This is a genomic window from Butyricimonas sp. RTP31003st1_G1_RTP31003_210430, assembly GCF_040920905.1.
GTDB classification, from domain to species: Bacteria; Bacteroidota; Bacteroidia; order Bacteroidales; family Marinifilaceae; genus Butyricimonas; species Butyricimonas paravirosa.
In genome coordinates this window covers 17,221-30,955 of the sequence record NZ_JBCOSQ010000025.1, presented here as the reverse complement: position 1 = coordinate 30,955, position 13,735 = coordinate 17,221, and the positions used below count along the sequence as shown (strand labels likewise).

8 protein-coding genes are annotated in these 13,735 nt (G+C 39.1%); all 8 read left to right on the top strand.

From position 1 onward, the window contains the following. Window positions 1–83: 83 nt before the first annotated feature. The 8 genes from AB5542_RS09590 (at window position 84) to AB5542_RS09555 (ending at window position 13,648) form a co-directional block, all read left to right on the top strand. Window positions 84–662, top strand: a complete 579-nt coding sequence (locus AB5542_RS09590) for an RNA polymerase sigma factor (RefSeq protein ID WP_087419713.1) — start codon at window positions 84–86, stop codon at window positions 660–662. Window positions 663–828: 166 nt separating this feature from the next. Beyond that, the gene (locus AB5542_RS09585; RefSeq protein ID WP_279038541.1) at window positions 829–2,025 is read left to right on the top strand and encodes a FecR family protein; all 1,197 of its coding nucleotides are present in this window, start codon (window positions 829–831) and stop codon (window positions 2,023–2,025) included. A 37-nt stretch (window positions 2,026–2,062) separates the two neighbouring features. After that, window positions 2,063–4,849 (top strand): TonB-dependent receptor plug domain-containing protein, encoded by a 2,787-nt coding sequence (locus AB5542_RS09580; protein ID WP_279038540.1) that lies wholly within the window; start codon window positions 2,063–2,065, stop codon window positions 4,847–4,849. Window positions 4,850–4,861: 12 nt separating this feature from the next. Beyond that, window positions 4,862–6,244: a RagB/SusD family nutrient uptake outer membrane protein gene (locus AB5542_RS09575; protein ID WP_279038539.1), complete on the top strand. Its 1,383-nt coding sequence runs from the start codon at window positions 4,862–4,864 to the stop codon at window positions 6,242–6,244. A gap of 30 nt (window positions 6,245–6,274) precedes the next feature. Further along, the gene (locus AB5542_RS09570) at window positions 6,275–9,793 is read left to right on the top strand and encodes a SusC/RagA family TonB-linked outer membrane protein (RefSeq protein WP_229782493.1); all 3,519 of its coding nucleotides are present in this window, start codon (window positions 6,275–6,277) and stop codon (window positions 9,791–9,793) included. A gap of 12 nt (window positions 9,794–9,805) precedes the next feature. Further along, complete coding sequence (locus AB5542_RS09565; RefSeq protein WP_279038538.1) at window positions 9,806–11,305, top strand: RagB/SusD family nutrient uptake outer membrane protein; 1,500 nt, start codon at window positions 9,806–9,808, stop codon at window positions 11,303–11,305. Window positions 11,306–11,322: 17 nt separating this feature from the next. Further along, window positions 11,323–12,054 carry a DUF4843 domain-containing protein gene (locus tag AB5542_RS09560; protein WP_279038537.1) on the top strand — a complete coding sequence of 244 codons (732 nt, stop codon included), beginning with the start codon at window positions 11,323–11,325 and terminating at the stop codon, window positions 12,052–12,054. A gap of 13 nt (window positions 12,055–12,067) precedes the next feature. Beyond that, window positions 12,068–13,648 carry a PKD-like family lipoprotein gene (locus tag AB5542_RS09555; RefSeq protein ID WP_279038536.1) on the top strand — a complete coding sequence of 527 codons (1,581 nt, stop codon included), beginning with the start codon at window positions 12,068–12,070 and terminating at the stop codon, window positions 13,646–13,648. Window positions 13,649–13,735 lie beyond the last annotated feature (87 nt).

Here is a 13,735-nt window from a genome sequence, read left to right as displayed (position 1 = left end):
TACTATATATTTGTGGTGATGGAAATAATAGTGTGATCTATTGATTATTAGTGATTTATATATATACTTTTACATTTTAGAGAATGATGAATCGGCTCACGGAAAAAGTCTTGTTTGAAAAATTGCAACAAGGAGATCAAAAGGTTCTGAAAAATTTCTTTGATGATACCTTTGCTTTGTTTGTTGCTTTTGCTCAAGATTTTTTAGGGCGAGATGATGCTTGTGAGGATATTGTACAGGATACTTTTGTTACTTTTTGGGAGCAGAAAGAGTCCTTTGAAAATATCTACTATGTAAAGGCGTTTTTTTATAAGACAATACGTCATAAATGCTTGAATCATATCCGCCATCGGAGGATTGCCTCTAAATATGCAGATTCCGTTCAAAAGACTCAAGGAGAGCTTGAAAGTACAACTTATTATGTGGATGCTGTTATTCAAGAGGAAGCATCTCGAATGGTGTATGAAGAAATTTTAAAATTGTCTGAAGTCGGTCGACAAGTGATGTTGTTGGCATTAGAAGGATATTCTAATGATGAGATTGCAGAAAAGTTGGGAATCTCGGTGAATACGGTCAGGACACACAAGGCACGAGCTTATCAATATCTTCGGGGACGTCTGAATGAATTACGAATCTTGCTTCTCTTGTTACAGCCATGGTAGCGTAATGTCGTGGTGATTTTTAGAATATTTTATATTTGAGTCGTTTGTAATCCATTGATAATTACTTCTGTGTAAATAATTCTTTAAAAAAATGTCGTTTTTTTAAAGAAAGGTGTCGTCTTGTTTTTTCTTATGAGTGTTGTAGGCATTGAAAAGGAGAAATAAGATGATGAAAAAGATTGTTGATGTAATTAAATTAGGAGAGAGTGTTGGAAGAAGACTGTCTGATAATGAGACTGAAACAGATAAACGGAGAATTTCTGATTGGGATGAAACCGCATCTGGTAAAGAGGAGGTGTTAGAAAAATTATCAGACCCGGATTATATCCAAGAAAAAACATTGTATTATAAAAGTTTTGATATAGCGGGAGCCTGGAAACGGGCAAAAGTCCGGAAATTGGCTCAACAGAAGAACATGCACTCTAAGATGCGGAAGTTGGTCTGGGGTGCTGCAGCAGCTGTGACCGTTTTGTTGAGTGTTACCGTTTATTTCTTTCAACAGGATGATATTGTAAAGGAAAATGTGGAGGTTCATCAAGCGATTGCCAATATATTACCGGGACGTGGAGTTCCTGTTTTATATCTTGATGATGATAGACAGATTGCCTTGAATGCAGACACATTAGATATTGAAGGAACAAGAGGTATAGAAGTTGGAAAGAAAATGATCACTTATTCAAAAGATCAGATCGAAAAAGAAGAAAAATACAATAAAATTGTTGTTCCTAAGGGTGGAGAATTTCATCTGGTATTGGCTGATGGCAGTGAAATCTGGTTAAATGCAGAATCTACATTGCAATATTTTGTGCATGATATAGTAAAGGAACGTGTTGTATATCTTCAAGGGGAGGCTTATTTTAAAATTGCTAAAAACGAGCAACGTCCTTTTAAGATTATTTCCGGCGAGCATGAGGTGAAAGTGTTAGGGACAGAGTTTAATGTTAATGCTTATTTAGGGGCTCCGATGATCTACACCACGTTAATTGAAGGGAAAGTAAACGTGGGTGTGGTTAATCGCCCGGATATAGGTCAGATTCTGCAAGAAAATGGTAGGCAGAGTGTTTATAACCCGAACAATAAGAGTATCTCTTTACGTCATGTTGATCCCCGGATTTATACAGCTTGGAAGGATGGTTATTTTATTTTTAGATATTCGACGTTGAGGGAGGTTATGCAACAACTATCTCGATGGTATGATTTTGAATATGAGGTACCTGATATGCTTTTGGATAAATACCATTTCTCCGGAGAGTTTAAACGTTTTGATAATCTTGATCGAGTGCTTGAAATTATTCGCTCGACAGGTATTCCTTTCGTTTTAGACATTAAAAATGGTAAAGTAATTATCCGGGAAGAAGCATAATAACTATTTATACTTAAATCAATTAATTCATTAACTTATGATTAAACTTTTGCGAGGGAAAAAAAGAAAGTATCCTGGAAAAAGTCGAAATAACATTTTTGTTTGGCGAGCTATTTTCGGGGTCATGATTCTGGTTGGAAGTTCTGTATTGGTGGCAGCACAGACCGGAATAAAGAAAAATGTACAAACTCGTGATGAGAAGGCAATCCTTGGAAATAGTTTCAGTGGGAACCAATTGAAACGTTTTCATCCGACTAATCTCTTGAAAGCTTTGCAGGTAGTGGAACCCTCTATGATAATAGATAGGGCTGAGGAGTGGTATGGCTCTGATCCTAATTACGTACCGTCTGAAATTACTTTTCGAGGTGTAAAAACAATTTTGGGAAAAGAGGGAGGAGTGTTACCATTGATTATTGTTGATGGCTATGAAATATCGATGGATCGCTTGGCTGATTTCGATATAAATCGGGTGGAACGTGTAACCATTCTTAAAGATGCAACCGGAACAGCTATTTATGGTGTTCGGGCCGGGAATGGTGTAATCGCAATTACAACTAAAAAAATGCAAGCGGGAAGTCTTCGCTTGTATTATCGTTTTGATGGAGGAATTGATGTTGCAGATCTGAGTAGTTACGATATAATGAATGCTTCTCAGAAACTGGCATTAGAGAAAAGTATGGGTATGTATGATGGGAATGATGCTCTTTATCAAGAGCGGCTGAAAAATGGTAACACGAATTGGTTGAAAGTACCTCTACAAAAACCATTCCGGCATAAACATCAACTTGAGATAGAGGGAGGGGACAGTTCAATTTTGTATCGGGCCTATTTCTTGGCTACACCGGGTAATAAAGGTGTCATGAAGGGCTCTAAGCGGGATCATTATGCTATAGGAACCCGTTTAGATTATCGAAATAGTAAGTTATATGTTTCTGATGAGTTACGTATAGATGTGATTTATGGAAAAGAGTCTCCTTATGGTGTATTTCAGGATTATATGTTGATTAATCCATATTATCGTAAGGGAAGTGGGGGACAACACTCCGCATCTGTTATGGGAGAGGGAACTTTTAGTGAACAAGTATCCCCGTATTATGAGGCCTCTTTATCCAGTTTTTCAAAATCGAGAGCTACAAGGGTAATGAATACCTTGAATATGACTTGGCAGATTATGGAACATCTGGAGTTATCTGGTAATTTCACTTTTACCAAAGATTTTAATAAGTTCGATCAGTATATTTCTTTTAAATCGGAATATTTTAGTGATCTACCTTTAGATAGTGCCGAGCTAGCCGGTCAATATAAAATTCGTCGGGAAAATACCACAATTTATGAAGAAGATTTGGTTTTAAATTATTCGAATCAGTTTGATCGTCACCATTTGAACGTGTCATTAGGGATTCACGGGTATGCGGCAAAAGATTATAGTGATAATTATATAGGTGTTGGTTTGCCTAGTGATCATATGGACTATATTTCTTTTGCAAAGACTTATGCGTTTAATACAAGACCGGGAGGCCAGGAGGCATTTGATCGTCTTTTTAGCGGATATTTAAGTGGTAGCTATAATTTTGATCAGCGTTATGGGGTGGATGTTAGCCTACGGGCGGACAAGTCATCTCGTTTAGCTCCTAAAAAACGAGTTACAATGGCTTGGTCCGTGGGGGGATATTGGAATGTTCGTAACGAGAAATTCCTGCAAGAGAGCAATGTTCTAAATCAACTTGTATTGTCGGCAGGTATTGGTATGACTCCGGGATTTCAGTTCGATTACGATCAAGTGAATCCAATGTATGCTTATGATATTGATAATCCTTATTTGAACGCGACAAGTAGCTCCAATAAACTGGGTTTAGTGACATTGAATCCGATCAATGATTATAATAAAAAATTGAAATGGAGAAGTGATCATAACTTCTACGTTGGCATCCGGTTTACTCTGTTCGACCACTTATCAGCAAACGTACGTTATTACAATACGTTGAGCAAGGATGTTGTTACTCGGATAAAGGATAATGTTGTAAATGGCTCCGCTTGGAAATGGAATAATGGGGGAGAAATTCGGAATAGCGGGTTAGAGTTTGGGCTAAATGCAGACATCTTGAAAGATGTAAACGGGTTGTCTTTAGGCCTTTTATGGAATGGAACATTCAATAAAAATAAACTGGAAACTTGCCCGAATGATTTTATGGCTGAGTGGAATGAAAGTAATCAAACATCAACTCTTCAGCTAAAGGAAGGGAAAGCGGTCAATGCGATTTATGCCGTAGATTCAAAGGGAATTGATGCACAAACAGGTAAAGAAATCTTCATTACACAGAATGGAACCGAAACGAATCAATGGGAGGCAACGAACTTGGTCTATCAAGGAGATCCGACTCCTAAGTTGGCAGGTAGTTTTGGTTTATTGGGAAGTCTGAAAAATTGGAGTTTTAATTGTATGTTCCGTTATTCTTTCGGATCTAAGATATACAATATAACGGCGGTGAGATACGTGGATGAGGCCTCTATTGGACAAAACGGACCGGTTGATATGATGGATAAATGGCAAAAGGCCGGGGATCAGACCGAATATTTAGGCTTTGATAATTCCACGACGTTACCAACATCTCGTTTTGTTGAGTCAAGGAATATGATTTCTTTAGCATCTTTACGGGTGGATTATCAATTTGATAAAAATCTGGCTAATAAATTATATATGCAGGATTTGCATCTTGGATTAAGTTGTAATGACTTATTCCATTATTCATCGGTTAAAATGCCTAGAGGGTTGATTTATCCTTTTGCCCGCAGTTTCACGTTGTCACTTCAAGCTACCTTTTAAAAAGAAATAATTATGAAGAAATTACTATATATGGTAGTGGCGGTATTGGCGCTAAGTTCATGTAACAATTGGTTTGATATCGCCCCGAAAGAGGAATACATAGATGAGGACGCTTTGTTCAGTAGTGAATCTGCATTTCGTAATGCACTGAATGGGATTTACACGGAATTACGTTCATCTGAGTTGTTTGGTTCAAATTTAGGTTTAGGGGGAATAGAGTTTATGGGACAAACTCTTGTGCCTGATTCAGAATTGAAACCGATTGCAGAATTTGATTACGATTCTCAGATCATGAAAGAAAAAATAGAGCAGGTTTGGGCATCCATGTACCATGCGATCTATTCATGCAATAATTTACTCCGGTTATTCGATAAGAATCAAGATGTGATTTTTATAAAAGGAGCGAGAGAAGTCATGTTGGCAGAATTGAAAGTGTTGCGGGTGGCAATGCATTATGATTTGGTCCGTTTGTTCCATCCGGCATATACCTCTGAGCCTTCTTTTAAAGGCATATATTGGAAAGAGAGTACGGGGGATGAACTGCAACAATTGTCTACGCAAGAATTGTGTACGAAAATGTTAGCTCAATTGACAGAGGCGATTGCAATTCTGAAAAAATATGATCCTATTTATACTGGTGAATCTTTGAATTCAGATGGGTTGTTCGGAATGGCACCTTCTAATCGGGTGTGGAAAATGAATTATTATGCAGCTTTAGGATTAAAAGCACGTATTGCATTAGCGTTAGGGACGGAAGCCGGATACCTTGATGCCCGGGCTTGTGTGGATGAAATCCTTGAAGGCGGATATTTTTCTTTTGCAACTTCTGCCGGGACTGATTTGGCATTTTCTAGAGAGCATTTGTTGGGGTTACCTTCTCCGAAAGAGGGATTACAAGCATTAGGATACACCTTATTCCGAGACAAAGGGGTCGTTTTATCTCCTATTGTGCAGGTTGAGGAATGGAAACAGGAAGCTCCTGATGATATTCGTTTCAGGTCAATGAACAATACCTTACAAAACTTACTTCCTAAATACGATAGTTTAAGTATTGCCGTGTTTAGTGGGGCTCCGCAACAGATACCCTATATCAAGTTAGGAGAGATTTATTTAATAGGTGCGGAGGCAGCTTTAAAATTGAATGACCTCTCCGGGGCGTATACTTACTTGAGTACGTTTGTGGATAAGCGTTTCTCCAAGACTTCTATCGTGGAAATTTCGACAGCCACGGAGCTTATGGAAGAGATTGAAAGACAGTATATACGGGAATTTTTGGGAGAAGGGCAGTTGTTCTATTGCTATAAACGTTGGAATTTATCCTCTATTCCGTCTTATGATGGTCGGAATATAGAGATGACAAAGGCTAAGTATGTGTGGCCGATTCCTGCGAATTAACTCTATTTATGGAATTGTAAATGGAATAAGATGATGAAGGAAAAATTAGATAATTTGATCAAGATCAGGAATAGAGAGGGATATATCCTGAAAGTTATTTTGGGTGTATGCTTGTTCCTCTTTTTGCAGGGGACAATGGTAACCCGAAGTTATGCCCAGACGACAAAGGTGAATCTGAATGTACAAAATGTGGAATTGGAATCTGTGTTTATGATGATTCAGCAACAAGTCGGATATAAAGTATTTTATAATAATGAATTGGTGGATGCCAAACAAAAAGTGTCAATACGGGTGACGAATGTATCGCTGGATAGTGCATTACACACATTACTTACCCCTTTGGATATGACTTACAAGCTTGTAAATAAAACAATCGTTGTATCCAATTTAAAACCGGTTACGGCTAAAGCTCAGCCGGAACTTTTGGAAATTACAGGTTTTGTAAAAGATAAGAAGGGGATGCCAATACCGGGAGTAACTGTGATTTATAAGAGTACGCCTACGCTAGGGCGGGCTACTGACGAAAAAGGTTTCTACCGGATTTTAGTTCCTTCTTTGGATGGAGAATTAGTTTTCTCTTTTATCGGAATGAAAACACAAACTGTAGCAATAAAAAAACGAGTAAAGATAGATGTTACGATGGTGGAGGAAGCGACAGAGATGGATGAGGTTATCGTAACAGGGTATGTTCCGAAAGCAAAAAATAGTTTTACGGGAACAGCCGTACAAGTAAAAGGAGATGATTTACGTAAGGTTAATCCGACAAATCTATTTGCCGCTCTGAAAGTATTTGACCCGTCTTTTGCCGTTTTGGATGATGAAGGAATGTTTGGATCTGACCCTAATAGAGTTCCGGACAAAATAGAGATTCGGGGCCAGAATAGTATGCCTGACATTTCACAGGGCAACTTACAGACTTATACTTCTTTGCCGATTTTTATTATGGATGGTTTTCAGATTACTGTTCAACAAGTATTTGACTTGGATATGAATCGGGTACAATCCGTGACGATTTTGAAAGATGCAGCGGCAGCATCTATCTATGGTTCCCGTGCTGCTAATGGTGTCATTGTGATTGAAACGAAAGTTCCGGAAGGTGGAAAATTACGTTTTTCTTACACCTTCAACGGAAGTATTCAGGTGCCTGACTTGACTTCTTATAATTTAATGAATGCGTCTGAATTATTGGAGTATTTTGAAAAAGCCCAGCTTTTCAATAATGGAAATAAAGGAGATAATACCTCTACGAATATTTATGAAGATTTGGTCGGGGGAAATCCGGGGCGTCAGAATTTGTACACCTTGCTATCTAAAGAAGTTGAGAATGGTGTGGATTCCTATTGGTTGTCTCAGCCACTTCAGACATCTGTTCAACATTCCCATTCTTTGATGTTAGAAGGTGGCGTGCGGTTTGGTGAGAAAGACCGGAGAAGTATGCGTTATCAAGTAAATTTGTCGGCAGCTCCGAGTAATGGCGTTATGAAAGGCTCAAAGCGAGATCGTTATGGAGCTGGATTGAAATTATTGTACAATGATCTTCATGTGCAAATAACAAGTGACATACAAGTTGCTTTAGTGAAGAATACAGACTCTCCTTATGGAAGTTTCTCAACGTATTCAAATTTGTTACCTATCTATCGGATGAAAGATGAGAATGGGAAATACTTCCCCAGACTTTCTTACGAGAATATTCCAGCCTACGAGGGACTGCCTGCCCCGGATTTTACGGGAAGTACTTTTTCAGCCCAATTGAATCCGCTTTATGAGGCGAAATATCTGAATAGCTTCAGTAGAGGGGAGACAACAAATCTGACTTACAATCTGGGCTTAAACTGGGAAGTCATAGAAGGATTACGAGTAAGAAGTACTTTCTCTATTAGTAATGTACAGGATAAAGCCGAAGTGTATCGTTCTCCTCTTTCAGCGGATTTCTTTGACTATACCTCCGTGACAGACGGGGAGGAAACGAATGACGGGTATAATTTGGAGAATATTTACAAACGGGGAACTTATACGATGACAAATTCATCCCAGTTTGATTATTATGGTAGCATAAATGTTTCATATACCAAGTCATTCGGGAGACATTTGGTACAAGGAATCGTGGGGGGAGAACTGAAAGAGACGAATTCTGAGAGTGATGCATACAAGACCGTTGGTTTCTTGGATGACCCTCTAGGATACCCTTCTTACGCCGTGCAATTTGATTCCTATACAGGACCTTCAGGAAGTAGTTCTATTTCTCGTTCAGCCGGAATGTTTGCGAACTTCAATTATTCATGGGATAATCGTTATTTGATAGACTTGACGGGACGTATAGACGGTTCATCTAATTTTGCAAGTAAACAACGTTCAGCACCTTTCTGGTCAGCCGGAGTTCGTTGGAATATTTATAATGAGAAATTTATGAAGACTCATGGTTGGTTTGAAAACCTGGCTGTTCGAGCAAATATTGGTACCGTGGGGAATCAGAATTTCCAGTTGAGTCAGATCATGACGCTTTATAATTTCTTGAAAATGTATGATGGGGTAATGGGAGCTGAGATTATGTCGATTGCAAACCCGGAATTGAAATGGCAAACTACTTTAAATCGTAACATTGGATTGGAATTTAGTTTATTACAAGGTTTAGTGAACTTGGATTTCAATTACTACTCAAATATAACAAAGAACAATTTGACGGATATTGCGATTTTACCTTCTACCGGTTTCTCTACTTATAAAGCGAATATGGGTAAAGTACGTAACCAAGGGTATGAGTTTAGCTTGAGCATAACTCCGATCAAGAAGAATGGTTGGATTGTCAATGCTTTTGTGAATGGCGCTCATAACAAGAATAAGTTATTAAATATTTCTGATGCTTTAAGAGATTATAATGAAGTGATTAAAGAAAATCAGACAGCCCATTTGAATTATGCGGGGTACACTCAATTGGAACGAATTTTCTTATTTGAGGAAGGGCAATCTCTGAATTCGATCTTTGCCGTGCGTTCAATGGGAATTGATCCGGGAACAGGGCAGGAGATTTTTGTTACGGCAGATGGTGTTCAGACATTCCAATGGAATGCTGCAGATCAAGTTGTCGTTGGGAACACGGAACCGACCTTAAAAGGGTATTTTGGTCTTAATGTTGACTATAAGCGCTGGAGTTTCGGGGCTAATTTCCAATATTCTTTCGGGGCGGATCGTTACAACAAGACTTTATACGAGAAGATCGAAGGAGGTAATTTTGCTCAAAACGCAGATCGCCGGGCTTTAACTCAGCGTTGGACCAAACCGGGAGATGTAGCCAAATATCGGGGGTATGGAAATACGGGTCAATTGAAACCCACGTCTCGTTTCGTTCAAAAAGATGATTTCTTGTCCATGACGTCAGCGAGATTGAGTTATACATTAAATGCAAATGATTTACAGTCGCTTGGCATTTCGTTGTTAAAGTTCACGCTTTCAACAAATGATCTGTTCTATGTTTCAACAATTAAGCAAGAACGTGGATTGTCTTACCCGTTTGCCCGTACCTTCTATTTTTCATTACAAGCTAATTTTTAAAAGAGAAAGCGTATGAAGAGAATATGTGTTTTATTAACTATAGCGTTCGGACTTCTTCTGTTTAGTTCTTGTGGAGATTGGCTGGATGTACTTCCGAAGTCCCAAATGACGGAAGAGGGGATTTTTGATAATGAAGACGGTTATTATTCGGCATTAGCCGGTATATACGTGAAAATGGCAGATAAAAGCGCCTATGGAAAACATATGACGGTAAGCTCGGTTGAAATCATGGGACAGACGTTGTCTATGGCTCAGGCTTCATTTATTGAACCTTATTATGATCAAGGGTGGTTTAACGGGTTGGCAACTTATTATTATGAACGGACAACCCGTTTTAATCAAGTGGAGGATGCAATAACGGGAATGTGGAAAGCGTCCTATAATGCAATTGCAAATGCCAATGAATTGATTTCTAATTTGGAGAAGCAAGATCCTTCGATTTTTGAGGAAGGAGCGAGAGATGTCGTGTTGGGAGAGGCTCTTGCTTTGCGAGCTTATATCCATTTTGATATGTTACGTCTGTTCCAGCCTCCTTATCTAACGGAGGAAGGAAAAACTCAGAAACGAATTCCGTACAAAACGGATTTTGGAATGGAATTTACCCCTTCATCATCATCTGATGAAATATTGGGTTATTTGGTTGGGGACTTGGAGCGTGCGGAAAAGTTATTGAAAGATACCGACCCAATTTCTTCCGGGAAAACTTATAATGCAACCATTTTGAAGAGTGAACGCAAATATAAGATGAACTACTATGCAGTAAGAGCATTGCAAGCGCGGGTTTATCTTTTTAAAGGAGAGTATAAAGCTGCCTATGATGCAGCTATGGAGGTTATTGGTGCGGCAGAAGGTTTGGGTATTCGATTCTTGACAAATGCGGACTTGGGGAGTACGGATTCCGGTAATAATTACGTGAATCGGAGTTGTCCAATGGAAAATATCTTTGGCTTGCTTGTCGATGAGTTAGGGGATTATATCGAAGAGGACCACACGACAGGGAATTCTTATTATGAACGTTTCCGGTTACAATCAACCCGTTACCCGAAATTCTATTCTTCCACGGGTGACATCCGGATTACGGCATGGAAAAAAGGTTCCGGTTCAAGTATGTATTTGGCAAAATATGAACGCCCTACATTAAAGAAAGATTTGGCTCTTTTCCCGCGGCCTATTGTTTCTATGTTGAAATTAGGAGAAATGTACCTGATTGCGGCAGAAGGTGCCGCGGAATCTGTCTCTACCGGAGAGGCGATTCGTTTGTTGAACATCTTGCAACAATCTCGTAACGGAGGAATATTCACGAGTGATGATAAAGAGGCGATTATCTCGGAAATATTGAAAGAATATCGACGTGAAATGATCGGAGATGGGCAGGTGTTCTATGCGTATAAACGACGTAATGTGCCGGAAATTGAAAAGGGGTATGCTACAAGTGGTGTTATTACCATGTCAGTTGAAAAATATACCCCTGATATTCCAACGACGGAGTTTGATGGTGGAAGAACGTATTAACTTAAAAACGAGAAATGATGGAGACTATAAAACTATTGATTTTTTGTTTGTTACTTGGTGTTTGCATAAATGCGTGCAGTAGAGATGAGATCATGATTTTTAAGGAAGAGCAAAATAGTTTGAATTTCCCTAAATACCAGTATCTTTCTACGACCTACAAATATGATAGCCTTCAATTTTCTTCCGTGTTCAGTGGGGGAAAAGAAGTGGCTGATTTTTATATTCCTATTCGAGTGGCAGGATCGGTGTCAGATCAAGATCGTGAATATAAATTACGGGTGAATCCGGAAGAAACATTTGGTATCAAGGAGAATACTCATTATACCTTGGAAACAACACAATTATTCCGAGCCGGAAGATATATAGATTCAACCGTGGTGAAAATCAATGTACAGGCAATAAAAGATGATGCAGTTGAAGGAAGAATATATATAGAGTTGGTTCCTAATGAGAACTTTGTACGTGGTTTAGATTTTTATCAATACATGATTGTAAACGTATCTGGAGTGGGATTAAGTAGTCAGCCCACACTCTGGCGAACAAATTCTTTAGATACATACGGTGGAACCTATTCGTCCGTGAAAGCGGAAAAGTTCATTGAACTGAATGGTATATTGGAAGAAAACTGGAAAGCTCCTAATAAGGCAATACTCTACGCCTATGCGAAGAAAACTTACGAATGGTTTGAGAATAACCCGACGTATGACAATGGCGAGTTAGTGGTATTTAAAGGAACGATAGAATATTGAAAAAAACAGGTCTATGAAAGTGATAAAAGATTTTATATGTATGTCCTTTGTTTTGATGCTGATCATTACGGGATGTTACGAGGATAAGGGGAGTTATAACTATTCCGAGTGGACGGGTATTGATTCCGTGACCGGAGTAGAAATTCCGGGAAGTTCTTACGGACGTATCTCTTTGTCCGAGGGAGAACTTTTAGAGATAGATCCTAAAATCACCTTTAAGGAGGGGACGAATCCTAATGATTTTGAGTATGCATGGGTTATGGGGGGTGACACTATCGGAACCAGTCTGAAGCTTTCTTGGGAAGTTGCTTTTGGGAATATCGAATTCTTGAGTGGTGAGGCTTATTTCTGGTTGGCTATTCGTAATAAAGTGACCGGGGAAAGCTGGAAACATTATGCTACTTCCAATAATGGTGCTTATATGGTAAAGGTCAAGATTGTCCCGACGGCGATTCCGTTGATTGGAGTGATGATTTATGAAAAGGCTGATGGAACCCTTGAATGGGGATCTATTAAAGGAAGTAACCGGGCAGCTCCGCAACAATTCACAACGGTTTTCACCGAAATGTTTAAACGTTATAATTCGGATAAAGTAATCAAAGGCCCGTTTGTCGGGGCAACATTTGATACAAAACAATTAAGTATTTACACGCAAGATCCGGATGGATATGGCACGATGATTCAGGCTGCGGATGGACAAACGTACCCGTTTGGTCAGGTAATGGGTTCTGTTCAAAGTCTTACTTTCACGGAGAAACCGACGGCTGTTGTAAAGGCTAAAAATGCTTATTTCAACCATATGCAGGAAATATTGATCGGAAACGAATTGTTCCTTTCTACCATGAATAGTGATTATCCCTATCAGTTAATCAATCCGAATTCTCCGGGTGAAGAGACGGGAGTGGAGCAAGTAATTGGGGCTTTGCCGTATAATCGTAATGCTCCCGTGACCTTACAACGCTTAACGGATGGCAGTATTTATTATTATTTCTACAATGCCAATAAAGGATATAGTCGTCAGCCTTTGTTCGATGGCAATGGAGAGGTCGTGAGATTGGATAAAATGGTTGGGTTATACCATGAGCCGACAGGACAATCGAATACCAAATTGAAATTCTTCCTTGTGGGCAAAAAAGGCAATGAATATAAGATGTATATTTACGAATATCAACAATTTGCAAGAGCAACAGATGTTATTTCTTACCTATCGGAAAAAGATGTGACCCAATGGGCAGGTGGAATGACGGATAACGCTATTTGGTTCACCACGGTTCTGCCTGTTGGTTGGAACTATGCTTACATTGCCAAGGGTAAAGATTTGTGGCGGTATAGTTATGAAGGGTTGGAAACTCCCACTATTGTCAAGAGTTTCCCGGATGATATTGTTTCGGTTGTACCGACACCGAATGCTTCTCTTTTCGGAGATGATGAAAGTAATGAGTTATACACGGCAGTATTTACTTATAATTCAACAACTCAGACAGGATCAATGTACATTATCAACCCTCGTACAACGGTTGTGGAAGAATTCGCATCGAGCGAGAACTCCATACCGGGTAAGGTATTGATGTACCTGCCTTATTTGTCGAATTAAGTTATTCGAGTGATTGAAATTTATTGTGTTTTGGAAATAAATTAAGAGGGACAGGCTCGTGGCTATCAAGGCTATCGGAGGTAGCCT

Coding starts and splice junctions, on each gene's coding strand:
- AB5542_RS09590 (WP_087419713.1), top strand. CDS start 84: ATGATGAATCGGCTCACGGAAAAAGTCTTGTTTGAAAAATTGCAACAA.
- AB5542_RS09555 (WP_279038536.1), top strand. CDS start 12,068: ATGAAAGTGATAAAAGATTTTATATGTATGTCCTTTGTTTTGATGCTG.
- AB5542_RS09560 (WP_279038537.1), top strand. CDS start 11,323: ATGGAGACTATAAAACTATTGATTTTTTGTTTGTTACTTGGTGTTTGC.
- AB5542_RS09580 (WP_279038540.1), top strand. CDS start 2,063: ATGATTAAACTTTTGCGAGGGAAAAAAAGAAAGTATCCTGGAAAAAGT.
- AB5542_RS09585 (WP_279038541.1), top strand. CDS start 829: ATGATGAAAAAGATTGTTGATGTAATTAAATTAGGAGAGAGTGTTGGA.
- AB5542_RS09565 (WP_279038538.1), top strand. CDS start 9,806: ATGAAGAGAATATGTGTTTTATTAACTATAGCGTTCGGACTTCTTCTG.
- AB5542_RS09575 (WP_279038539.1), top strand. CDS start 4,862: ATGAAGAAATTACTATATATGGTAGTGGCGGTATTGGCGCTAAGTTCA.
- AB5542_RS09570 (WP_229782493.1), top strand. CDS start 6,275: ATGATGAAGGAAAAATTAGATAATTTGATCAAGATCAGGAATAGAGAG.